The 21222-nt window shown below is 67.1% G+C and carries 21 protein-coding genes and 3 pseudogenes; 11 read left to right on the forward strand and 13 right to left on the reverse strand.

What is annotated here, in order from left to right; translation table 11 throughout:
- The first annotated feature begins 66 nt into the window (after nucleotides 1–66).
- On the forward strand, nucleotides 67–501 hold the full coding sequence (locus tag ACYVI5_RS12990) for a hypothetical protein (protein ID WP_460532461.1): 435 nt from the start codon (nucleotides 67–69) through the stop codon (nucleotides 499–501).
- Between the two features lie 26 nt (nucleotides 502–527).
- Here ACYVI5_RS12990 and ACYVI5_RS12995 read toward each other — a convergent pair whose 3' ends face one another.
- The 5 genes and pseudogenes from ACYVI5_RS12995 to ACYVI5_RS13015 all read right to left on the reverse strand — a co-directional run bounded on the left by ACYVI5_RS12995 (nucleotide 528) and on the right by ACYVI5_RS13015 (nucleotide 4260).
- Nucleotides 528–1295 carry a helix-turn-helix transcriptional regulator gene (locus ACYVI5_RS12995; RefSeq protein WP_460580531.1) on the reverse strand — a complete coding sequence of 256 codons (768 nt, stop codon included), beginning with the start codon at nucleotides 1293–1295 and terminating at the stop codon, nucleotides 528–530.
- On the reverse strand, nucleotides 1292–1831 hold the full coding sequence (locus tag ACYVI5_RS13000) for a group III truncated hemoglobin (protein WP_460580532.1): 540 nt from the start codon (nucleotides 1829–1831) through the stop codon (nucleotides 1292–1294). The genes ACYVI5_RS12995 and ACYVI5_RS13000 overlap by 4 nt, the downstream gene beginning before the upstream one ends.
- A 38-nt stretch (nucleotides 1832–1869) precedes the next feature.
- Nucleotides 1870–2565, reverse strand: a pseudogene (locus tag ACYVI5_RS13005) (RraA family protein); the annotation flags it as partial.
- A 94-nt stretch (nucleotides 2566–2659) separates the two neighbouring features.
- Nucleotides 2660–3481, reverse strand: a complete 822-nt coding sequence (locus ACYVI5_RS13010; RefSeq protein ID WP_460580533.1) for an HpcH/HpaI aldolase family protein — start codon at nucleotides 3479–3481, stop codon at nucleotides 2660–2662.
- Entirely contained in the window at nucleotides 3466–4260 is a 795-nt protein-coding gene (locus ACYVI5_RS13015) for a 2-keto-4-pentenoate hydratase (RefSeq protein WP_460580534.1), read from the reverse strand. The genes ACYVI5_RS13010 and ACYVI5_RS13015 overlap by 16 nt, the downstream gene beginning before the upstream one ends.
- Before the next feature lie 177 nt (nucleotides 4261–4437).
- On the opposite strand from ACYVI5_RS13015, the gene ACYVI5_RS13020 reads away from it, so the two are divergent.
- Nucleotides 4438–5208 carry a GntR family transcriptional regulator gene (locus ACYVI5_RS13020; RefSeq protein WP_460532411.1) on the forward strand — a complete coding sequence of 257 codons (771 nt, stop codon included), beginning with the start codon at nucleotides 4438–4440 and terminating at the stop codon, nucleotides 5206–5208.
- Nucleotides 5209–5244: 36 nt separating this feature from the next.
- On the opposite strand, the gene ACYVI5_RS13025 is transcribed toward ACYVI5_RS13020, so the two are convergent.
- From ACYVI5_RS13025 to ACYVI5_RS13035, 3 genes are read right to left on the reverse strand one after another with little or no spacing between them, the layout of a single operon-like run.
- Nucleotides 5245–5397: a hypothetical protein gene (locus ACYVI5_RS13025; protein WP_460580535.1), complete on the reverse strand. Its 153-nt coding sequence runs from the start codon at nucleotides 5395–5397 to the stop codon at nucleotides 5245–5247.
- A gap of 9 nt (nucleotides 5398–5406) precedes the next feature.
- The gene (locus tag ACYVI5_RS13030; protein ID WP_460580536.1) at nucleotides 5407–5775 is read right to left on the reverse strand and encodes a DUF5615 family PIN-like protein; all 369 of its coding nucleotides are present in this window, start codon (nucleotides 5773–5775) and stop codon (nucleotides 5407–5409) included.
- Nucleotides 5772–5996 (reverse strand): DUF433 domain-containing protein, encoded by a 225-nt coding sequence (locus tag ACYVI5_RS13035; RefSeq protein WP_460580537.1) that lies wholly within the window; start codon nucleotides 5994–5996, stop codon nucleotides 5772–5774. The genes ACYVI5_RS13030 and ACYVI5_RS13035 overlap by 4 nt, the downstream gene beginning before the upstream one ends.
- A gap of 111 nt (nucleotides 5997–6107) precedes the next feature.
- Between ACYVI5_RS13035 and ACYVI5_RS13040 the strand changes: the two genes are divergently transcribed.
- From ACYVI5_RS13040 to ACYVI5_RS13060, 5 genes and pseudogenes are all read left to right on the forward strand, one after another.
- On the forward strand, nucleotides 6108–7538 hold the full coding sequence (locus ACYVI5_RS13040) for a DUF3375 domain-containing protein (RefSeq protein ID WP_460580538.1): 1431 nt from the start codon (nucleotides 6108–6110) through the stop codon (nucleotides 7536–7538).
- A complete protein-coding gene (locus ACYVI5_RS13045) occupies nucleotides 7535–8170 on the forward strand; it encodes a DUF4194 domain-containing protein (RefSeq protein WP_460580539.1) in 636 nt (211 codons plus the stop codon). Before ACYVI5_RS13040 ends, ACYVI5_RS13045 begins: the two co-directional genes overlap by 4 nt.
- On the forward strand, nucleotides 8163–11531 hold the full coding sequence (locus ACYVI5_RS13050; RefSeq protein ID WP_460580540.1) for an ATP-binding protein: 3369 nt from the start codon (nucleotides 8163–8165) through the stop codon (nucleotides 11529–11531). Before ACYVI5_RS13045 ends, ACYVI5_RS13050 begins: the two co-directional genes overlap by 8 nt.
- A gap of 44 nt (nucleotides 11532–11575) precedes the next feature.
- Nucleotides 11576–12091, forward strand: a pseudogene (locus ACYVI5_RS13055) (DUF3322 domain-containing protein); the annotation flags it as partial.
- Nucleotides 12092–12097: 6 nt separating this feature from the next.
- A complete protein-coding gene (locus tag ACYVI5_RS13060) occupies nucleotides 12098–12688 on the forward strand; it encodes a Wadjet anti-phage system protein JetD domain-containing protein (protein WP_460580604.1) in 591 nt (196 codons plus the stop codon).
- 11 nt (nucleotides 12689–12699) lie between these two features.
- Here the strand turns inward: ACYVI5_RS13060 and ACYVI5_RS13065 are convergent, their stop codons facing one another.
- Complete coding sequence (locus ACYVI5_RS13065; RefSeq protein WP_460580541.1) at nucleotides 12700–14160, reverse strand: sugar porter family MFS transporter; 1461 nt, start codon at nucleotides 14158–14160, stop codon at nucleotides 12700–12702.
- 141 nt (nucleotides 14161–14301) lie between these two features.
- On the opposite strand from ACYVI5_RS13065, the gene ACYVI5_RS13070 reads away from it, so the two are divergent.
- The 4 genes and pseudogenes from ACYVI5_RS13070 to ACYVI5_RS13085 all read left to right on the forward strand — a co-directional run bounded on the left by ACYVI5_RS13070 (nucleotide 14302) and on the right by ACYVI5_RS13085 (nucleotide 17162).
- Complete coding sequence (locus ACYVI5_RS13070) at nucleotides 14302–15507, forward strand: Gfo/Idh/MocA family protein (protein ID WP_460580542.1); 1206 nt, start codon at nucleotides 14302–14304, stop codon at nucleotides 15505–15507.
- A pseudogene (locus ACYVI5_RS13075) lies at nucleotides 15504–16510 on the forward strand (sugar phosphate isomerase/epimerase family protein). Before ACYVI5_RS13070 ends, ACYVI5_RS13075 begins: the two are co-directional and overlap by 4 nt.
- A 32-nt stretch (nucleotides 16511–16542) precedes the next feature.
- Nucleotides 16543–16773 carry a type II toxin-antitoxin system Phd/YefM family antitoxin gene (locus tag ACYVI5_RS13080; RefSeq protein ID WP_460580543.1) on the forward strand — a complete coding sequence of 77 codons (231 nt, stop codon included), beginning with the start codon at nucleotides 16543–16545 and terminating at the stop codon, nucleotides 16771–16773.
- Nucleotides 16773–17162: a type II toxin-antitoxin system VapC family toxin gene (locus ACYVI5_RS13085; RefSeq protein ID WP_460580544.1), complete on the forward strand. Its 390-nt coding sequence runs from the start codon at nucleotides 16773–16775 to the stop codon at nucleotides 17160–17162. Before ACYVI5_RS13080 ends, ACYVI5_RS13085 begins: the two co-directional genes overlap by 1 nt.
- 9 nt (nucleotides 17163–17171) lie before the next feature.
- On the opposite strand, the gene ACYVI5_RS13090 is transcribed toward ACYVI5_RS13085, so the two are convergent.
- From ACYVI5_RS13090 to ACYVI5_RS13105, 4 genes are read right to left on the reverse strand one after another with little or no spacing between them, the layout of a single operon-like run.
- Entirely contained in the window at nucleotides 17172–18326 is a 1155-nt protein-coding gene (locus ACYVI5_RS13090; RefSeq protein ID WP_460580545.1) for a Gfo/Idh/MocA family protein, read from the reverse strand.
- 13 nt (nucleotides 18327–18339) lie between these two features.
- Nucleotides 18340–19230, reverse strand: a complete 891-nt coding sequence (locus tag ACYVI5_RS13095; RefSeq protein ID WP_460580546.1) for a sugar phosphate isomerase/epimerase family protein — start codon at nucleotides 19228–19230, stop codon at nucleotides 18340–18342.
- 18 nt (nucleotides 19231–19248) lie between these two features.
- Nucleotides 19249–20268, reverse strand: a complete 1020-nt coding sequence (locus ACYVI5_RS13100) for a Gfo/Idh/MocA family protein (protein WP_460580547.1) — start codon at nucleotides 20266–20268, stop codon at nucleotides 19249–19251.
- A gap of 19 nt (nucleotides 20269–20287) precedes the next feature.
- Complete coding sequence (locus ACYVI5_RS13105; protein ID WP_460580548.1) at nucleotides 20288–21217, reverse strand: sugar phosphate isomerase/epimerase family protein; 930 nt, start codon at nucleotides 21215–21217, stop codon at nucleotides 20288–20290.
- Nucleotides 21218–21222 lie beyond the last annotated feature (5 nt).

The following is a 21222-nucleotide window of genomic DNA, read 5'->3' on the forward strand; positions in this document are numbered from 1 at the left end:
CGGCGCGGGGCGTGCTCTTCTGATAAAAAGGATATTGTTCCGCTTTAACCCGATGGGCAGGCATCCGTGAATCCCGCACTCGCCACGCAGGTCGCCGTGACGTTCACCTGGCTGGGCCTCGTGCTCGGCATCTCATTCCTCGAGGCGCCACTCAAGTTCCGGGCCCCCGGCCTGTCGATCGAGGTCGGCGTCGGCATCGGCCGCCTCGTGTTCCGGGCACTGAATACGGTCGAGGGCGTTGCCGGAGTGGTGCTCTTGATCGTCGTACTGCTTCAGGGAGCGACCGCTGTGCCGGTCTCCCTGACCCTCGTGATCGCCGTGCTCGTGGTGCTCGTTCTCGGCGCGCTGGTGTTGCGGCCGCTCATGGACCGGCGTGTGACCACCGGACGCACAGCGGAACGGATGCCCCGCCACACCATGCACTTCACGTACATCGCGCTCGAAGCGCTGAAGGTCGCTCTTCTGGTGGCCATAGGAGTGGTGGGGCTGGCGACGGCATAGCACCGCGTCATCGCGAACGGCACAGCTCACGCCGAACGGCCGAGGCGAACCACGCAGAGGTCCGGCTGCACGAACGGCAGCAGAGTCGCGGTTCGCGGCACGGTGCTGCCGCCCGGGTCAGATCCCCGTTCACCCTCTGCGGGACCGGCGGCGAGCATCCGTTCGACCAGCCCCTGGTGTACGGCGCACACCACATCGGGTCGCTCGCGGGCGGCCGCCCGGAACGGGCACTCGTGCATGAGGATGTCGCCACCCACCGCCTCTGGCGCGAACCCGAGGGAGTCGAGCGTATCGACGAGCTCATCGACGGAATCTCCGTGCATCCCGCCACGGCCTTCCCCGGCCGATTCACCGTTCGCCACCGAGCCGCCACTCGCCCCGGATGCCCTCGCACGCTGCTCCATCGCGTCGGCCCATCGCTCACCCGCCGCCACGGCGGCAGAACGCCCGCGCCGACGCGCATGCCCAACGGCAGGCGCCGGGTCGGCCAACGCGTTCGCGAGCACCTCGATGAGCTGCTCACGGGCATCCGCCGCACGAAGCGACGCGCTCAAGGCGTAGACCACCCGGGGTCTGCCCGGCCGGTTCTCTCTTGCCGTGCGGCGCTGCACGAGCCCCGCTGTCTCGAGTTGATCGAGATGGAACCGCGCGGTCGTGATGTGCACGCCGAGCGTGTCGGCGATCGCCTTCGCGTCCAACGGATGCCGCGATCGGGCGAGCACGTCCAGAACGCGTCGCCGCGCGGCCGGCTCCGTCGAGCCGGCGACGAGTTCTGCCGCGCTGTCGCCCGTCATCTCTCCGCCACTGCTCCGTCCGGATGCACACCACGACGGTACTCGATGGCGTCCGGAGCCTCGCGACGCCCGATGCTCTCGAACTGGCTCCCCGAGCGGCCGTCGAGCCGCCGATGGATCGATCCGGCGATGCGGGTGGCCTGCAGCTTCGCCCGTTCGGCGACGGGTCCGGCGAAGAGGTCGTCGACGGTCGAGGTCCACAGCGCGAGCCAACGATCGAAGTGCTCCTCGTTCAGCGGATGCTTCGCGTGCAGCACGTAGTGCAACTGCAGTGCATTACGCCGGTAGAGGCCCGCGTTGAAGAGCACGGTCTGCCAGAAGTCGCACATGATCGGCAGGTGGTGGTCGAGATCCATGTGGGCGACGTCGGTGAAGATGTGGCCGATGAGATCGTCCTGGAACGCCCGCGTGTAGAACGTGCGAACAAGGGTCGCGATGTCGTCCCGATCGGCGAGGTCGCGGCGCGCAACGCTCGCAGGCTCAGCCTCGCCAGGCCGCGCGTCGCCGGGCGCAGTGTCGCGAGGTACGGTCGTCATGCCCCCAGGCTACGCCATTGAACGGATGCTCGTGCTTTTTATTCTCCCGCGCCCGTCTCACGCTCGTACCGCTCGCGCCACGTCGCGTTCATCGGGAAGAGCCCATCGAGGCTCTCCCCCTCGGCAACGCGGTGGGCGACCCAGGCATCCCGTCGTTCCTGCTCGGCGGCCTGCGCGGCCACCTCATCGGCCAGCTGCCGCGGGATCACGATGACGCCGTCGCCATCGCCCACGATCACGTCGCCCGGGCGCACCGCCGCCCCGCCGCAGGTGACGACCACGTCGGACTCCCATGGCACGTGCCTGCGCCCGAGCACTGAGGGGTGCGCGCCTTTCGCGAAAGTGGGGATGTCGAAGGATGCCACCTGCTCGGCATCGCGCACTCCCCCGTCGGTGACGATGCCCGCGGCACCGCGACTCTGAGCCCGCAGAGCGAGCACGTCGCCGACGGTGCCGGTTCCGCGCTCGCCACGTGCCTCGATCACGATGACCTCACCCGAGTTCACCGTGTCGAACACCCGCTTCTGCGCATTGAACCCGCCGCCGTGCTCCGCGAACAGGTCGGGCCGGAACGCCACGAACCGCAGCGTGCGGGCCACGCCGACCATGCGAGCTCCTGGTCGAAGCGGCAGCGCGCCCTCGATGAAGATGTCCGTGTAGCCGCGGCTCCGGAGAGCGGCGCTGAGGGTGGCGACCGCGGCGTCGTTCAATGTGGCGAGCAGCTCGACGGAAAGCGGCTCGATCGTGGTGTCTTCGGTGCTCATGGCTTTCCTCCGTGGAGAGCGTCGGTGGCGGATGCCAGTGGTGCAGCAGCGCGGGTGCCCGGCGTCAGTAGCTCGCTCGCGGTGTCGTGCCACCGGCATCCGGTTCCGTCGCACAGAACCGGTCGGCCAGTGCCTCGGATGCCCTGGCAAGCAACGCGACATCGGCGGCGACGAACACGAAGCGGGCACCGGCATCCAGATAGTGCTGCGCCATGTCGAGGTCGAACGCGTTGACGCCGACGGGACGCCCTGCTGCCGAACCCGCACGGATCACGTGCTCGACGGCCGCGACGACGTCGGCGTGGGTCTGCTGTCCGAGCAGGCCCATGGACGCGGAGAGGTCGCTCGGGCCGACGAACAGCGCATCCACGCCATCCACGCCGACGATGCCCTCGACGTTCTCCACCGCCCTCGTCGACTCGATCTGCACGGTCAGCGACACGTGCTCGGCGGCGTTTCCGAGGTATCCCTCGACGCGGTTCCACCTGGCACTGCGTGCGAGCGAACTTCCGACGCCCCGAACGCCACGCGGCGGATAGTGCACTGCGCGCACGACCTCGGCCGCCTGCTCGGCGCTGTCGACCATGGGCACGATGAGGTTCTGCGCACCGAGGTCGAGGTACTGCTTGATCAGCACCGTGTCACCGAACGGCACCCGCACCATCGGTGTGATCGGGTACGCGGCCGTGGCCTGGAGCTGCAGCTGGATGCTCGCCAGCGTGTTCGCGGAGTGCTCGCCGTCGATGAGCAGAAGGTCGAGCCCGCTGCCGGCCGCGATCTCCGCGATCAAGGGGCTCGCCGACACGACCCACATGCCCGCCAGCGGACGCGGAGCCTGCGCCAGCACCTGCGGCAGCGTGGAGGCAAGCGTCATTCGAACCGGCATGTCACCTCTCCCATCCCGCGCTCCCCCGCGCGATACCGTGCGCGCACGAGGTCGCCGCGTCTCACCCACATCGGTCTGGTGAATGACCCGGCGAGCACGAGTTCGCCGGCGGCCAGTCCCGCACCGTGCTGCGCGAGCTTGCCGGCCAGCCAGGCGACTCCGAGAGCCGGATGCCCGAGCACGCCGGCCGCGACGCCGGTCTCCTCGATCTCACCGCTCCGGTCGAGCACCGCCGCGACCCACGGCAGGTCGATCTCGCCCGGTGCCACCCGCACGTCGCCGACGACCATCGCACCCAGCGCGGCGTTGTCCGCGATCGTGTCGACGATGGTGCGACCCTCCAGCTCGAGATGCGAGTTGAGGATCTCCAGGGCCGGCACGACGTATTCCGTCGCGTCGAGAACGTCGTCCACGGTGCATCCGTCACCCGACAACGGCTTGTTCAGCGCGAACGCCAGCTCCACCTCGATGCGCACGTTCGAGAACGCGTCGAACTCGACCGTCGATCCGGATGCGTACACCTGGTCGTCGAAGATCACACCGTAGTCGGGCTCGGTGATGCCTGTCGCCGCCTGCATCGCCTTCGACGTCAGACCGATCTTGTGACCGGCGACGGTGCGACCGGCGTCGATGCGACGCTGCGCCCATAGGCTCTGGATCGCGTAGGAATCCTCGACCGTCATGTCCGGGTTGCGCGCCGTCAGCCGCGGCAGGATGCTCCTAGCTTGGTGCGCCGCGAACAGTTCGTCGGCGATCGCCTCGCGTCGGTCGGAATCCATCGCAGCTCCACATCCTCGTCGGCCGTGTGCTCCACAATCGTATACGATCCGGTCGCCGCGGGCCGGTGGTCCTCCTCCTTTTGGATGCCGCGCCCCTCCATATGACGTAAACTCCTGACAAATGGCGGACTTTGTCACGTGCCCGTGACAGGACGCCGTGCGTCAGAGGGAGTTCAGATGCCGGACACGATCGCCGAGCAGACCACCCTGCCGTCCGAGCTGTTCATGGACATCGACCGGTCGGGTCCGATCCCGATGTATTTCCAGATCGCCACGAAGATCGAGCAGGCGATCGCGGACGGAACCCTCGCACCCGGCGCGCGCCTGGAGAACGAGATCGCGCTCGGCGAGCGACTGGGCCTGTCGCGACCGACCGTGCGGCGGGCCATCCAGGAACTCGTCGGCAAGGGACTCCTTGTTCGCCGACGCGGCATCGGCACACAGGTGGTGCAGCGACCGCTCACCCGCAAGGTGGAGCTCACCAGCCTGTACGACGATCTGGAGCGCGGGAGCAAGCATCCGGGAACCACGTTGCTCACGCGTGAGGTGATCGAGGCTGACGACACCATCGCCGAGATGCTGTCGCTGCCCAAGGGATCGCCGGTGCTGCACGTGCGGCGAGTGCGGTCATCCGATGGGGTTGCCCTGGCAGTGCTGGAGAACTTTCTGCCGCAGGAGTTCGCGGACATCTCCGAGGACGATCTCAGGGCACGCGGCCTCTACCAGCTGATGCGCGCCCGGGGAACGCTGATCAGCGTGGCGCACCAGCGCATCGGAGCCCGGGCGGCGACCCACGAGGAGAGCGAGTTGCTCGACCTGAAGCCGCACGGCCCGGTGCTCACCATGGACCGCACCGCCTACAACAACAACGGCAAGGCGGTGGAGTTCGGCCGGCATTGCTACCGCCCCGATCTCTACGCGTTCGAGATCACGCTCGTCAACAACTGAGGCAGAGCGTCGACCGCCACGAACGGTCCCGCGTTGTCACCGGTCGCGCTCGTCGGCAAGGATCTCATCGACGCTCTTGGCCATGCGTAAATCGCGCTTCGGCAACTCGGCAAGCCGAGAGCCGGCGGCACGGGCACGCGGCATCAGTCGCAATGCAGTGCCTTCCTCTTTCATTGTCCTGTCGTCCACGATCGTGCTCTACTTCAGCGGAAGCCGCCGAACACGGACATGGCCATGAACAATCGACACGACCGCGCCGTCCGTAAGCTCCGTCAGGACGGACGGAAGATTGGCGATCAAGATCGCGGCTTGGCTAAGGGGCGGAAGGTGGTCGGCTGAGCGCAGGAGAACGAGCGACGGCGCCACTTCCCCGCTCAACGCAAGCAATGTCGCGAAATCGCTGTCCGCGGAGATGACGACTGCGTTCGCCTTGACTGCGGATGCCGTTATCTCCGAGTCAGAAGCCGTGACGAGACCCAGTTCGCGAACGTGGCTGGATTCATAACCGGCCTCCGTCAGCGCTGTTGCTACGACCGGCGAGAGGTTCGCGTCGACGAGGAATTTCATGCCGCGATAAAGGGCACCTCGCGCTGGACTGTTTCGGCAGCAAAAGCCAACACGGCAAGTACGTCGTCGCGCTCGAGATACGGGTAGTCAGCAAGAATCTCTTCGACGGTCCGCCCAGCGGCAAGTTGCCCGAGTACCGCGCTCACAGTGACGCGTGTATCGCGCACGGTTGGAACTCCGGCCATACGTGCCGGGTCGACGCGAATGCGGTCGAATGGCATGACCACAGCCTACGTGCTTCGGAGGGGCCCCGCGCAGATTGTGATGAGAAGGTCTTGGAGAATATCAGCGCACGAGCGATGTCGGCGGGTCCGCCTACGCTGGTTGGCGACATGGAACTCGATGAACTCGATCGCCTGTGGGAGCGGCATCCGGCATGGCGTCTGCTGCGTGCCCGGAACGTGCCCCTCGTGCTGTCGTTCCTCGGCGGATGGTTCATCGAGGAGAACCGAGGTGCCGTTCCCTTGATGCAGCTGGTGGCCGCCCTCGACGACGTGCTGTACGACATCCACCGCACCGATCCCGAACGCTATCCGTCAGAGCCGGCGTCGTACATCGATGACTGGTCGGGCCCGGATGCCGCCCTGCTGCGCCGCTTCTATCCCGTCGGCTCCGAAGAGGTTCACGTCGAGGCGACCCCCGCGCTGGAGAAGGCGTACCGCTGGGTCGAAGGTCTGCGCACCCGCGAATTCGTCGGCACGGAATCGCGGCTGCAGACCCTCATCGACCTGCTCCGGCAGATCGTGCACGGCTCGGAAACCGATCCCGACGCGCGGGTCGCGGAGCTCGAACGCCGACGCGACGAGCTCGAGTCTGAACTCGCGGCCGCTCGCGCGGGCGAGTTCGACGTGCTCGATGAGACCAGGGTGCGCGACAGATACCAGCAGTTCGCCGCCACCGCCCGTGAACTGCTCAGCGACTTCCGTGAGGTCGAGGAGAACTTCCGCGCGCTCGACCGCACCGCGCGAGAGAAGATCGCCGGATGGGACGCCGGCAAGGGTGCCCTGCTGGCCGACCTCATCGAGAGCCGCACCGACATCGCATCTTCCGATCAGGGTCGCAGCTTTCAGTCGTTCTACGACTTCCTGCTTTCCGAAGGCCGGCAGGACGAATTGTCCGATCTGCTCGCCGCCGTTCAGACCATGCCGCAGATCTCCGCCGACCGGCGCTTGCGTCGCATCCATCACGATTGGGCGGATGCCGCCGAGCGCACCCAGCAGACGGTCCGCAACCTCTCCGAGCAACTGCGCCGGTTCCTGGAAGACGCCGTCTGGGTCGAGAACCGCCGCGTACGCGACCTCGTGCGCGGCATCGAGGCAGCCGCGCTCGCCACACGCGAGACCCCGCCGCGCGCCGACGCGCTCGGTCTCGTGGTCGATGAGCCGGGCGTCCCGGTCGTACTCCCGTTCGAGCGGCCGCTCTACGACCCCCAGCCTGATGTCGTCATCGAGAACATGCCGGCGCCGCAGCGCGTGGACGACCTCGACCTGGACAGCCTCTTCGGTCAGCGCTTCGTCGACACGGCACGCCTGGCCGGAAACATCAGAACCGTCGTGCCCCGCGGAAGCAGTGCGCTGCTCAGCGACATCGTCGAGCTCTACCCGATCATGGACGGTGTCGCCGAGCTCCTCGGCTATCTCGCCCTCGGCGACGACGACATCGACGTCATCGCGGGCGACGGCGAGGCGACGATCGACTACACGGATGCCGGTGGCACCCGTCGCCGAGTCCAGATGCCAGAGGTGACGGTGACCCGACGATGAGAACACCCGATGAGCAGGCCGTCGCCGAGGCCATCATCATCCTCATGCGCGAGGTCGTCTATCGCGAGAGCCACGAACCGGTGTGGCGAACACTCGAGCACCATCGCGCGGCCGTCGGCGACCACTTCGCGCGCATCGGCATCGACGTGATCGTGGACGACACCGAGGGTTACGCCTACCTGCGCATCCGCGAACCCGAGGACGGCGAAGAGCCGCTCCCTCGGCTGGTGCGCCGACGCAGCCTCACCTACAACGTCAGCCTCTTGCTCGTTCTGCTCCGCGGACGCATGGTCGAGTTCGAAGCCGGGGGCGACGACGGAAAACTGGTGCTGACCCGGGACCAGCTCGTCGACATGTTGCGGGTGTTCCAGGCATCCAGCACCAATGAGGCCCGCATCGTCGATCAGGCTGATCGCACCATCGCCCAGGCCGCGGAACTCGGTTTCCTCCGGGAGTTGCGGGGTCAGCCGGGGGCGTGGGAGGTTCGCCGGATCCTCAAGTCGTATGTCGATGCGCAGACCCTCGCGGACTTCTCGGCCCGGCTGACCGCCTACGCGGGCAGGAACGGCCTCACAGACGCTGACCCGGTCGGCGCCGTCGCCGGCGAACTACCGGAGGGCGCACATGACTGACACGCTGATCTCCGCTCTCGACCTCGATGACGGATCGGCCAGCCGTACGGGATATCGGCTGCACGCGGTCGAGGTATACAACTGGGGTACGTTCGATAAGAGTGTGTGGACCATCCGGCCCGACGGGAACACCTCCCTTCTTACCGGCGACATCGGCAGCGGCAAGTCCACTCTTGTCGACGCGATCACCACGCTCCTGCTGCCGGCCCATCGCATCGCATACAACAAGGCGGCGGGAGCGGATGTCAAAGAACGTACGCTGCGCAGCTACGTAGAGGGTCACTACAAGTCCGAGCGCAACGAAGCCACAGGCGCCTCCCGCCCGGTGGGACTGCGCGATCACCGCTCCTATTCGGTCGTCCTTGGCCGGTTCGCCAACGAGGGGTACGACGAGGTCGTCACGATCGCACAGGTCTTCCACCAGAAAGACCGCGCCGGCCAGCCCGACCGGTTCTTCGTCACTGCACAGGCTGCGCTGTCGATCGACCCGGACTTCATCGGATTCGGCTCCGACCTGAAAGCGCTGCGCGCCCGCTTGCGGGAACGCGGCGCAGACATCGACAACTCGTTCCCCGACTACCATCGCCGCCTGCGACGCCTGCTCGGCATTCGATCCGAGCAGGCGATGGAGCTGTTCCACCAGACCGTTTCGATGAAGTCCGTTGGCAACCTCAATGACTTCGTGCGCGACCACATGCTCGAACCCGTGGATGCCTCGGGCAAGGTGCGTGACATCGTCGACCATTTCGACAACTTGGTCAAGGCTCACGAGGCCGTCAGGACGGCAACCGATCAATTGGCAGTGCTCGATCCGCTCGTCTCGTCAGCTGACAAGTACGAGTCGGCGCTGTCCCGGCACTCTGATTTGAGCGCAGAGCGCACAGCGGTCGTGCCGTTCATCGCGGAGCGAGTCGCCAACCTGCTGATCGATGCTGTGGCGAAGACCCGGGCACGGATCGAGGCCGCGGACGCCGAACGCGCCGCAATCTCCGCAGAGCGACGGTCACTCGTGCCCGAACGGGAACGGCTGGTGCTGGAACGGGCAGGCGTCGGCGGCGACCGGCTCGCGTCACTCGACCGTGAGATCCCGGATGCCGCCCGCGTCCGCGACGAACGCGCGGACGCATTCCGCCGGTTCAGCACACACCTGGAGGCAGCCGGACTCGACCCGGTCGTGTCGGAGCAGGAGTACCGAGCGCGGATGGCCGAGGTCGATGCACTGCGTGAGCGCACCGACGAGGAACGGCGCTTGCTCCGCAGCCGTCAAGAACCGCTGTTCGAGCGCCGCGTCGACGTGCGCCGAGCCCGGCAGGCGGTTGTCGACGAGATCGAAAGCCTGGCCGCGCGCCGAAACAGCCTGCCCGCCGATCTCGATGCCGTACGTCGACGCCTGTGCGCTGACCTCAGCCTCGACGAAGGCGACGTTCCGTTCGCCGGAGAACTGCTCGACGTGCGCGAGAACTATGCGGAGTGGCGTGGTGCCGCGGAGCGCGTCCTGCGCGGTCTCGCACTGTCGCTGCTGGTGCCGCAGCGGCTGTACGCCGACGCGTCGCGGTGGGTGAATGACAACCGACTGAATGCCCGTCTCGTCTACCTGCGCGTGGCGGACCGCCGCGTGCGAACAGTGGCGGCTTCTTCGGACCAGCCGCGCCTACTCGATGCGGTCCAGGCCGAACCGGGCCCCTTCGAAGAGTTTCTGATCACCGAGCTCGCCCGTCGTGCCGATCACGTGCTCGCCGAAGACGTCGGCCAGCTGCAACACGAAGACCGCGCGGTCACGCGCCAAGGACTGATCCGCGACCGCGATCGTCACGAGAAAGATGACCGGCGCGACGCATCCGACCCTCGCGAATGGGTTCTCGGACGCAGCAGTGCACAAAAGATTGCAGCGCTCGAAGCCGAACGTGCCCAGCACCAGGAATCACTGAAGCAGACCGAGCGCGATCTTGCCGCGCTCGACGACGAGCAGTCCGGCATCTCTGCTCGCGCGCAGGCGTTGGCAGCGCTCGCGCAATACCCGAACTGGACCGCCCTCGACGTGACCGAGGCGTCCGAACGCCTGCAACGACTGGAGGCGGAGCGCGAAGCCGTCACAGCCGGATCGACGCGACTGGCCGACATCGACCGACGGCTAGCCAATCTCGACGAGCGCGCTGCGGAACTGGATTCTCGGGCCAGCGGTGTGGACGGCCGGCTCGGCGCGTTGCGGCAGGAGCTGTCGGGGCTGACCGCACGGCAGGAGCGCGAGTCTGCCGCCTTGGCGGCAATGGGACCGGATGTGCTCGCGCAGGCGCGCACGCTGTATGCAGCGCTCGGCGCCCGGGTGCGCACCGGCGAGAGCGATTCCATTGAGGCGTGCGACCAACTGCATGGAACGCTCATCGAGGGTCTCACCACAGCGATAGAGGCTACGCAGCGTGAGATGAACGGCTACACGACGAGCATCCAGCAGCAGATGGGCGAGTTCTTGCGGCGATGGCCCGAGCACCAGCGCGACATGGATGCCAGCATCCACTCGATCGCCGAGTTCCGCACCCTGCATGAGCGGGTGAAACGCGACGACCTTCCGCAGTTCGAGCAGGAGTTCAGGTATCAGCTGAACACGAACGCACTGCGTGAGCTCGTGCAATTCCACGCCTGGCTGCGTCGTCAGGCCGATGAGATCCGACGCAGGGTCGAGGTGATCAACGAGGCTCTCGCCGCCATCGACTACAACCCGGGACGGGTCATCGTGCTGGTCGCCGAACCGACGATCAATCAGGAGGTGCGCCTCTTCCGATCGGAGCTTCGCGACGCCACGAGCGACGCGCTCTCGTCCGAGGAATCCGATGCCGAAGCACGATTCGAGCAGATCCGCGGCATCATCGAACGGTTCAAGGGACGCCCGGCGCACACCGACGGCGACAAGGCCTGGACGAGACGCGTCACCGATGTGCGCAACTGGTTCACGTTCGCGGCCAGTGAGCAGGACCGCGCGACCGGCGAGGAGTTCGAGCACTACACCGACTCCGACGGCAAGTCTGGAGGGCAGAAGGAGAAGCTGGCATACACCATCCTTGCCGCGTCTCTCACGTACCAGTTCGGTCTCGAGTGGGGCGTGCAGAAGTCGCGCGACTTCCGGTTCGCGGTGATCGACGAGGCGTTCGGTCGCGGGTCGGATGCCTCGACCAGGTACGCGCTCGAGCTGTTCGCGAAGCTCGGACTGCAGCTCCTGATCGTCACGCCACTGCAGAAGGTGCACGTGATCGAGCCGTATGTGAACGCGATCGGGTTCGTCGACAACCCGACCGGCGCGGCTTCCCGAGTGCACACGCTGACGATCGAGGAGTTCCGGGAACGGCAGCGCCGGGACGCCACGTGACCGAACCGTCACGCTGGACGAATGCCTCCGGTATCGCCGGTGCGGTGCGCCGACGGTGGGACGACGGCTCGCTGCTGCGCGCGTGGGTGGCTCGCGAGCCGTTCCCGGTCATCGAGATTCCGCTCCGCGGCCCGAGTGCTCGTGACCTCGGCGAGCACTTCGAAGCTGCACGGCGGTGGGTCGAAGGTGTCACGCGTGACGCTCGCGACGGCCGGGCGTACGACCTGGTCCACGGTCGCATCGGCGGCAGGCTGACCGGAACGACCAAGGTTCCGGTGCGCGCGGTGATCAGGGACTACGCGCAAGCGTGACGTCTGCTTGGTGTGGCAGACGGTGTGGAGGCGTTCCAGCTCCTGATATCCAGCTCCGCCGAGGTTCCCGCCGCTCAACGCTGGGCCCTCGCCAACCCGCATCGTGCGATTCCGCTCGCCGATCGATGGATGACTGTGCTCTCCGCATGCCGGTGGCTTGAAGCGCATCGCGGATCGGGCCTCTATCTGCGGCAGCTCGATGCGCCAGGCGTGGACACCAAGTTCATCGAACAGCACCGAGGCGTCCTGGCATCCATGCTGGGGGTCTCCGCCGGCGCCGCATCATTCACGCGCGAGCTCGGTCTTGCGGCCAAGCCCGCGACGGTACGGCTGCGCTTCGACCCCGCCGTGTTCGGAATGCCCCATGAGCTGAGCGAGGCGTCCTTCCGGATCGACGAGCTGAACACCATGCGTGTGCGGCCCGAGCGGGTACTCATCGTCGAGAACGAGATCACCTACCTGAGCGTTCCGGTGCCACCTGGCGGTGCGGTGCTCTGGGGCAAGGGCTACGACGCCGACCGTCCTGCGTCGCTGTCCTGGCTCGCAGATGTGCCCGTGCACTACTGGGGTGACCTCGACACTCACGGGTTCGCGATCCTGAACCGCGTGCGAGCGTGGCTTCCGCGCACCGTGTCGATCTTGATGGATCGCAATACCCTTCTCGCACACCGGGAGCGGTGGGTGATCGAGCCCGCACCATCCGATGCGGCGCTGTCTCGACTCACGCCGACGGAGCATTCCCTGTATGAGGACCTCGTTTCCGATCGCTTCGGCGCATCGGTACGACTGGAGCAAGAACGCGTCGGTTGGGAGTGGGCGCTGGAGCGCCTGACACGACTGGGCTGATCGGGCGGGGCCTACGCGTTCTTCTTCTCTGGCAGGTAGATCGCGCCGGTCGTGACGTCCTCCTCGAGCTCCTCGAGCGTGCGGCCGCGGGTCTCCGGCACCTGCGTGTACACGAAGATCAGCGACAGGATGCCCAGGCCCGCGAAGATGAAGAACGATCCGGTGATCCCGACTCCGGCGATGAGCGACGGGAAGTAGAGCCCGAGGAACGCGTTGGCGATCCACAGCATGAACACCGAGACGCCCATGCCGAACGCCCGCATCTTCAGCGGGAAGATCTCCGACAGCGTCACCCAGACGGCCACGTTCAGGAACGTCTGCATCGAGCCGACGAACGCGACCACGAGGAACAGGATCACGTACGGCCGCAGCGGATTGCCCGCCGGCAACAACATCGAGGCGATACCGATCAGGATGTGGCACAGCGTGGTCAGCGAGAAGCCGATGAGGAAGGTCTTGCGGCGGCTGAAGCGGTCCATCATCTGCAGTGCGATGATCGCGCCGATCACGGCGATGATGCCGGGCCCGAGGTTCGCGATCAGGGCGGCGGTCTTCGAGAAGCCGGACTCGATCAGCACGATCTGGCCGTAATACATGATCGAGTTGATGCCGGTGAACTGCTGAGCCACGCCGAGCCCGATGCCCACGAGCAGGATGCGGATCAGCCACTTGTTCTTCAGGATGCTGCGCCAATCCATCTGAACGCGCTCGGTCTCTTCCTTGACGACCGTCGTGATCTCACTCAACTCCGGTTCTGCCCGATTGACGGGCCGCAGCGTTTTCAAGACCTCCAGCGCTTGGTCGATGCGCCCCTTCTCGGCCAGCCAGCGCGGCGACTCGGGCATGCGAAGCATCCCGATGAAGAGCGCGGCGGCCGGGATGGCCTCGAACGCGAGCATGACGCGCCAGATCCAGCCGACGTCGTTCCAGATGCTGCCGATGATCGCGTTGACCACCAGCGCGGCGAGCTGACCGACGACGATCATCATCTCGTTCCGGCCGGCGAGAGACCCGCGGATCTCGAAGGGCGCGAGCTCTGCCAGGAACACGGGAACGACGGTCGACGCCGCCCCCACTGCCAGGCCGAGGATGACGCGACCCACGACCATGAACGCCAGGTCGGGTGTGAACACGCAGAACAGGGCGCCGACGAAGAAGAGCACCGACAGCAGGATGATCGTCTTGCGGCGACCCCAGGCATCCGAGAGCCGTCCGCCGGTGACGGCTCCGACGGCAGCTCCGAACAGCAGCGAACTCGTGACCACCCCCTCGGTGAACGCGGTGAGCCCCAGTTCGTGGCTCATCGGGTTCAGGGCGCCGTTGATGACGCTCGTGTCGTAGCCGAAGAGCAGTCCGCCGAACGTCGCGACGAGCGCGACGACGCCGAGACGCTTGCGGTACGGGCCGGGGGTCAGCGGTGGGAGCGTGGAACTGGGTCCGTCGCTCGCATTCGTGGTCGAGGGCTGGGACATCTGGACTCCTTCGTCGCATCGTTCGTCACGTCGCTTCTGACGTCCTGGTTCCAAGAACAGCACACGTCTTTATGTCCTGTCAAACATACATTCTTCGTGTTAGCGTGTTGATGTCCGACACAGACCTCGCGGGAGTCATCCATGAGCACAGACGACATCGGAGTCGCCGTCATCGGCGCAGGCATGGCCGGCAAGGCCCACGCCGCCGCCTACCGCGCCGCACCGACGCTGTATCGCAGCGCCTTGCCGCCCGTGCGTCTCGTCTCGATCGCCGACGCGTACGAACCGCTCGCGGTCGAGACGGCCGCGCGGTACGGCTTCGAACGCCACGACACCTCCTGGCAGGCGATCGCGGCGAACGACGACATCCAGGTCGTGAGCGTCGTCGTCGCGAACTCGCTGCACCGCGGGATCGTCGAGGGCCTGCTCGCCGCCGGCAAGCACGTGCTGTGCGAGAAGCCGCTGTCCGACACGATCGCAGACGCCGAGGCGATGTTGGCCGCGGCGGATGCCTCGGCAGCCCTAGCGCGGATCGGCCTCACATTCCGCCGGCAGCCGGGCTTCGCCTTCGTCAACGACCTCGTGCGATCCGGGCGGCTCGGCCGTGCGATGCACGTGAACGGCTACTACTTCACGGACTACGGCTGCGATCCACAGGCGCCGATCAGCTGGCGGTACAAGGGACCGGCCGGATCGGGCGCGCTCGCGGATGTCGGCAGTCACCTCAGCTATCTCGCCGAGTTCGCCGCGAACAGCGAGATCGTCGCGGTGCGAGGCGGTACCTTGAACACCGCCATCACCTCCCGCCCCAAGCCGTTGGGCGCCGTCGTCGGCCACGAGCACGTCGCGGTCGGCGAGGAGCGCGAGATGGTGGAGAACGACGACTTCGCCGCGTTCTCGGCGAGGTTCGCCAGCGACGCCACAGCGACCCTTCAGGTCTCACGGGTCTCGGCCGGCCACCCGAACACGCTCGGCGTCGAGGTGTTCTGCGAGAACGGGTCGGCCGCCTTCGACTTCCGCAACCCGGGCGAGGTGCGCGTCTTCGTGGCCGGCGGCGACCCAGCGACGAACGGATACCGCACCGTCATCCTCGGCCCCGAGCATCCGTACTGGCGCGGCGGTCTGGCGATGGATGCGCCGGGAGTCGCCATCGGCCAGAACGACGGGTTCGTGTTCCAGGCGCGGGCGTTCCTCGAGGAGGTCGCCGGCATCCCAGAATCCGAGTCGCTGCCGCGCAACGCCGGGTTCGCGGAGGGCCTGCACAACATGCGGATGCTCGTCGCGGTCGCCGAATCCGCAGCGAACGACGGACGCGAGGTCGAGATCGCGCAGGAGGACGGACGATGAGGCTCGGACTGTACAACGCGATCCTGCACGACCGCTCGCTGCCGGAAGCGATCGACGTCGTCGCCGGGCTCGGCCTCACCGGGCTGGAGATCAACACGGGCGGGTTCCTGCCCGCCGTGCATGTGCCCACGTTCGACGACATCCTCGTGAGCGACGCCGCTCGGGATGACTACCTCGGCCTGTTCGAGGGCACGGGAGTCTCGATCGCCGGGCTGAACTGCAACGGCAACCCGCTGCATCCGAATCCCTCGATCGGCCCGAAACACGCCGAGGATGTGCGCCGCTCGATCCGTCTTGCGGAGCGGTTGGGGCAGCATCGCGTCGTCACGATGTCGGGGCTCCCTGGCGGGGAGCCGGGCGCGTCACGCCCGAACTGGATCGTGAACGCGTGGAACTCCGCTGCCCTCGACGTGCTCGACCATCAATGGTCGATCGTCGCTGACATCTGGCGGGAGATCGACCGAATGGCTCGCGACCACGACGTCAAGGTCGCGCTGGAGCTGCACCCGCAGAACGTCGTGTTCAACGTGGCGAGCGTGCACAAGCTCATCGACCTGACGGGCGCGACGAACGTGGGCGTCGAGCTCGACGCATCCCACCTGTTCTGGCAGCAGATGGACCCGTCGCAGTGGTCCGCCATCTCGGCGAGCTGGTGTTCCATGCCGCCGCGAAAGACGTGCGCATCAACCCCGAGACGGCAGCGCTGAACGGAGTGCTGGACAACTCGTTCCGCCGCCTGTGCCCGGACGAGCCGCGCACCAACCTCGGCGGCGACGAATGGGCCAACGAATGGCCGAAGCCCTCATCGTGGGACTTCGTCGCGCTCGGCAAGGGGCACGACGTCGCCTACTGGACCGAGTTCCTGCGGGCGCTGCACGGCGTCGACCCCGACATGATGGTCAACATCGAGCACGAGGACACCGAGCTGGGACGCATCGAGGGCATTGAGGTCGCAGCGGATGTGCTCAAGGCGGCGGATGCCGCGTTGCGGTCCTCGCTGTAGACTTGACCTGATGGTCTAGTCAAGGAGCGATCATGAGTGACGTCGTGAATGTGTATGCCGCGAAAACGCAGCTCTCTCGACTGCTGGAGCGGGCGCACGACGGCGAGGAGATCATCCTCGCCAAGGCCGGCACCCCGTACGCGAGGCTGATGCCATTGGCACAGACCGAAGGCAAACGGACTCCTGGCGGCTTGGAGGGCAGAGTCGGCGACGAGTTCTTCGAACCGTTGCCTGACGACGAACTCGCGGCCTGGGAAGCGTGATGAGGGGCCTTCTGCTGGACACGCACGCCCTGCTGTGGTGGCTGACGAACGACGACCGTCTCTCGGCTACGGCACGGGAGGCCATCGAGGACCGATCCAACGACATCCATGTCAGCGCCGCGAGCGCCTGGGAGGTCGCGACGAAGTCCCGGCTCGGCAAACTCAACGATGTCCCAAAGGCGGCGGACTCGTTCGGTGAGCTCTCCACCGCTCACGGCTTCACGCATCTGCCTGTCACGTACCGCCATGGGCTGATAGCCGGGGGCTACACGGTCGCACACCGGGATCCTTTCGATCGGATGCTCGCCGCGCAGAGCGAACTTGAGGACCTTCCCCTGGTGACCCGTGATCGGGCGTTCGCGGAGTTCGGGATCACCACGCTCTGGTAACGCCGTGACTCACCCCACCGCCGTCCACCGCCGCGTCGTGCCCGAGCGTTCCGCCGCATCCGCCACGCACGCAGCGGCGAGGCCATCGGCCACGGACGGCCCATGCTGCACGCCCTCGGTCACGGAGCGCAGGAAGTGCACCGCCTCGATCGTCTTCAGGTCGTCGAAGCCCATGCCGGTGCCGCCGCCGGGCTGGAAGCGGGCGAAGTCGCCGTCGCCGGGCTGCGCGTACACGGTCGTGTAACCGTACTCGCCTGAGCCTCGCAGCGCGACCTGCAGCTCGTTCATGCGCTGGAAGTCCCAGCGCAGCGACCCCTCCGTTCCGTACACCTCGACGAGGTACTCGGCTCGTGGACCCACGGCAACCCGGCTGGACTCGAACACCCCGACGGCGCCGTTCTCGAAGCGTGCGAGCACGCCGGCGTAGTCCTCGTTCTCGACCGGCCCTGGCTCACCCACGGCGTCGGCATGATGCCCCACCGTGGCGCCCACCACGCGGGGCCGCTCGGCCAGGAACGTCTCCTGCACCGCGGTCACCTCCGCGATCGGCCCGACGAGCTGCATCGCAAGGTCGAACCCGTGTGAGAGCAGGTCGCCGTACACTCCCGAGCCTGCGCGGTCGCGTTCGAAGCGCCACGTGAGCGGGTCATCCGGGTTCGACGAGTAGTCGGCCAGGAACGAGACCCGCACGTTCGTGATGCGGCCCAGGCGACCGGATGCGACGAGCTCACGCGCCCTCGCGATCGCCGGCGGGTTGCGGTAGCTGAAGCCCACCGCCGTGACCAGCCCGCGCCCCTCGGCGGCGCGGGCGATGTCCGCGCTCTCCGCACGGCCCCGACCCATCGGCTTCTCGATCCAGAACGGCTTGCCCGCCTCCGCCGCGGCGAGCGCCATCTCACGGTGCAGGAAATTGGGCGAGCAGATCGACACGGCCTCGACATCCGGATCGGCGAGCACGTCCCGGTAGTCCGCGACGGCGCGCTCGTACCCGAGCAACTCGACGGCATCCGTACGATTGCGCTCCACCACGTCGGCGGCGACGACGAGCCGCGGGCGCACGGGCAGCTCCGGGTAGTGCTCGTTCACGTTGCGATAAGCCCGGGAGTGCGCGCGCCCCATCCAGCCGACGCTGATCAGTCCGATGCCGAGCGGTCGCGCCGTCATCGTGCCGCGACCTTCATGCTGTGCTGCCCGGATTCGCCTCGGCAATCAGCTCGCGTATGCGCGTCAGCTGGAACCGCGACGTCTCGTCGGCGGTCTCGTCCTCCGCGAACACGTTCGAGCAGATGATGGCATCCTCACGGTCGAGGAATCCGGATGCCTGCAGCACCGCGAAGAGCTCCCTCCAGTTCACGTCGCCGTCGCCGATTCTCAGATGCTGGTGCACCCGGGCGGGGTTGCCGGGCGGGTTGGTGATGTAGCGCAGCCCGTGCGAGCGGCGGTGGTCGAACGAGTCGGCGGTGTAGACGGCGCCGAGCCTCTCCCCCAGCTCGGGGATGAGCGTTGTCGCGCGGTCGCCGTAGTGGAACGTGTGGCTGGCGACATAGACCTGGCCGACGGCATTCGAATCAAGTCCGCGGATGATGCGCCATGCGTCGAGCGCATCCTCGACGAAGTCGTCGGGGTGCGGGTCGATGTTCACCCGCACCCCGGATGCCTCGATCAGCGGAAGCAGCTCCTCCATCGACCGGTAGAAGCCGGCTTCGGACTCCTCCGCGCGCTCCGGACGCCCCGAGAACTCCGTGTTGATCACCGGCACCTCGAGGTCTTCGGCGATCTGGATGATGCGCTTCCAGTTGCGCACCGCCGCCTCGCGGGGCAGCTCGTCGGGCCACGACCAGCGCTGCACGGGAAGCAGCGAGCAGATGCCGACGCCGGCATCCGCAGCACGCTTCTTCACCGCGGCGAGGTACTCCCGGTCGACGCGAGGGTGCGAGAAGAAGGGGATGAAGTCCGCGTGCGGCGTGAGCTGGATCCAGTCGTAGCCGGCTGCCGCGGCGACGTCGAAGAACTCCAGGAATGAGTGCGTCGAGTGGTAGGGCGTGGGGTCGAGGGCGATCTTCACCATGGAGGTTCTCCTCTTTCTCTACGCGTAGAACTCCGGCACGGGCGGAAGTTCGACCGCGACCGGTCCCTCGGTCTCCAGCGCCTTCACGCCGGCGGCGCATGCTACGGCCACCTTGTAGCCGTCCCACGCCGACGGCCCGGCGATGCCGCCGCGGTGGGCGGCATCCACCCAGTCCTGCACCTCGACGTCGTACGCCTGCTTGAACCTCGTCGTGAAGCTCTGGTGCTCGTCGATCTGGAATCGGCCGTCCTGCCACAGCTGCAGCCCGTCCGGCTGACCGATGCGCGCGACACCGCGCTGGAACACCGCCTCGGTGGCCACCTGGTAGCCGAACTGCACGCTGACGTTCATCTCCACATCGACGAGCACACCGTTGTCGAGCTCCATCAGCACGAGGATCGGCTCGCGCAGCCGCTCCGGGCTGAGCGCGTTGCGCTTGCCGTACCGCACCTCGACGGAGCGGATGGTGGCGCCGGCGAGCCAGGGCACCACGTCGAACTCGTGCACGACCGAGTCGGTGATGAGCATCTGCTGGGTGTAGCTGTCGGGCACGGACGGGTTGCGGTGCACACCCCGCAGCATGAGCAGCTCGCCCGCGGTCCCTGAGGCGATCAGCTGCTTGAGCTGCCGGTACTGCGCGTCGAACCGACGCATGAACCCGACCTGGATCAGGCGTTTGCCGGTCTTCTGCTCCGCCTCCACGATGCGCCAGGAGGATTCGGGGTCCTGCGTCAGCGGCTTCTCGCACAGGATCGGGATGCCCGCCTCGAGTGCCGGCAGCAGCACCGGCTCGTGGAATTGCCCGGGCGTGGCGATCACGACAGCGTCGACGGCATCCGCATCCAGGGCTTGCTCGATCGCACTGAACACTGCCGCTCCTGGAGCGTGCGCTGCGGCGGCTTGCGCGCGCCCGGCATCCGGCTCGATGATCGCCGACACCGCCGCACCGGCGATGGTCGTGGTGAGGCGGTTCACGTGGTCGGCGCCCATCATGCCGGCGCCGACGACGCCCACGCGGAGGTCAGTGGTGGTGGTCATAGTGTCTCTTTCGGCCGAGTCAGCGGATACGGGTGAGCGGCGAGCACCCGAAGATGTGCTGCCGGGTGCGGGTGGCGATGGCAGCGGGCACGTCGACGTCGACACCCGGCATGTCCTGCTCGACGATCGCGAAGATGTTCTCGTCGATGGCCGAGACCGCTTCGATGATCGGGGCGAAGTCCGGAACGCCGGCGGGCGGCTCCACCATGACGTCGATGGCGGCGTCGGCGAACGGCACGTCGTTCTTCAGTACTTCGAAGCGCAGGTCCGGGTCGATCTGCTTGAGGTGCAGGTACCCGATGCGGTCCGGATGCGCGCCGATCAGCTTCACGTTGTCGCCTCCGTAGTACGCGAAGTGGCCGGTGTCGAGGCAGAGGTTCACGTACCGCGGGTCGGTCAGCTCGAGCAGTCGCTCGACCTCGCGGTAGGTGCCGACGTGGCTGTCGGCGTGCGAGTGGAACTGCTGGTGCACCCCGTACTCCTCGTACAGCGCCTTGCCCAGCCGGTCATGACCGGCTGCGAGCTGCGCCCACTGGTCGTCGGTGAGGGTGCGCGACTCGAGGGTCTCGCCCGTGGCATCCGATCGCCACAGGTCGGGGATGACCACGATGTGCTCTGCACCGAGCGCATGCGCCAGCCCCGCCACCTTCACGGCCTGGTCCCACGCGCGCTGCCACTGCTCCTCACCCTTGTGGAACCCGGTGAACACCGTTCCGGCCGACAGCTCGAGGTCGCGCTTGCCGAGCTCGTCCTCCAGCTCGTGCGGGTCGGTGGGCAGGTAGCCGTACGGTCCGAGCTCGATCCAGTGGTAGCCGGCGGTCTGCACCTCGTCGAGGAACCGCTGCCACGGAATCTGGCGCGGATCATCCGGGAACCACACGCCCCACGAGTCGGGGGCCGTGCCGATGCGCAGGCCCTGCGTGTGTGGCGCGGTGTCGGTGTCGGTCATCGTCG

It is taken from the genome of Humibacter ginsengisoli (genome assembly GCF_054780095.1).

What these genes read in the sequence shown, in the direction of transcription:
- ACYVI5_RS12995 (WP_460580531.1), bottom strand. Translation starts at nt 1,295, where the DNA reads ATGACGGGCGACAGCGCGGCAGAACTCGTCGCCGGCTCGACGGAGCCG.
- ACYVI5_RS13000 (WP_460580532.1), bottom strand. Translation starts at nt 1,831, where the DNA reads ATGACGACCGTACCTCGCGACACTGCGCCCGGCGACGCGCGGCCTGGC.
- ACYVI5_RS13010 (WP_460580533.1), bottom strand. Translation starts at nt 3,481, where the DNA reads ATGCCGGTTCGAATGACGCTTGCCTCCACGCTGCCGCAGGTGCTGGCG.
- ACYVI5_RS13015 (WP_460580534.1), bottom strand. Translation starts at nt 4,260, where the DNA reads ATGGATTCCGACCGACGCGAGGCGATCGCCGACGAACTGTTCGCGGCG.
- ACYVI5_RS13020 (WP_460532411.1), top strand. Translation starts at nt 4,438, where the DNA reads ATGCCGGACACGATCGCCGAGCAGACCACCCTGCCGTCCGAGCTGTTC.
- ACYVI5_RS13030 (WP_460580536.1), bottom strand. Translation starts at nt 5,775, where the DNA reads ATGAAATTCCTCGTCGACGCGAACCTCTCGCCGGTCGTAGCAACAGCG.
- ACYVI5_RS13035 (WP_460580537.1), bottom strand. Translation starts at nt 5,996, where the DNA reads ATGCCATTCGACCGCATTCGCGTCGACCCGGCACGTATGGCCGGAGTT.
- ACYVI5_RS13040 (WP_460580538.1), top strand. Translation starts at nt 6,108, where the DNA reads ATGGAACTCGATGAACTCGATCGCCTGTGGGAGCGGCATCCGGCATGG.
- ACYVI5_RS13045 (WP_460580539.1), top strand. Translation starts at nt 7,535, where the DNA reads ATGAGAACACCCGATGAGCAGGCCGTCGCCGAGGCCATCATCATCCTC.
- ACYVI5_RS13050 (WP_460580540.1), top strand. Translation starts at nt 8,163, where the DNA reads ATGACTGACACGCTGATCTCCGCTCTCGACCTCGATGACGGATCGGCC.
- ACYVI5_RS13060 (WP_460580604.1), top strand. Translation starts at nt 12,098, where the DNA reads ATGCTGGGGGTCTCCGCCGGCGCCGCATCATTCACGCGCGAGCTCGGT.
- ACYVI5_RS13065 (WP_460580541.1), bottom strand. Translation starts at nt 14,160, where the DNA reads ATGTCCCAGCCCTCGACCACGAATGCGAGCGACGGACCCAGTTCCACG.
- ACYVI5_RS13070 (WP_460580542.1), top strand. Translation starts at nt 14,302, where the DNA reads ATGAGCACAGACGACATCGGAGTCGCCGTCATCGGCGCAGGCATGGCC.
- ACYVI5_RS13080 (WP_460580543.1), top strand. Translation starts at nt 16,543, where the DNA reads ATGAGTGACGTCGTGAATGTGTATGCCGCGAAAACGCAGCTCTCTCGA.
- ACYVI5_RS13085 (WP_460580544.1), top strand. Translation starts at nt 16,773, where the DNA reads ATGAGGGGCCTTCTGCTGGACACGCACGCCCTGCTGTGGTGGCTGACG.
- ACYVI5_RS13090 (WP_460580545.1), bottom strand. Translation starts at nt 18,326, where the DNA reads ATGACGGCGCGACCGCTCGGCATCGGACTGATCAGCGTCGGCTGGATG.
- ACYVI5_RS13095 (WP_460580546.1), bottom strand. Translation starts at nt 19,230, where the DNA reads ATGGTGAAGATCGCCCTCGACCCCACGCCCTACCACTCGACGCACTCA.
- ACYVI5_RS13100 (WP_460580547.1), bottom strand. Translation starts at nt 20,268, where the DNA reads ATGACCACCACCACTGACCTCCGCGTGGGCGTCGTCGGCGCCGGCATG.
- ACYVI5_RS13105 (WP_460580548.1), bottom strand. Translation starts at nt 21,217, where the DNA reads ATGACCGACACCGACACCGCGCCACACACGCAGGGCCTGCGCATCGGC.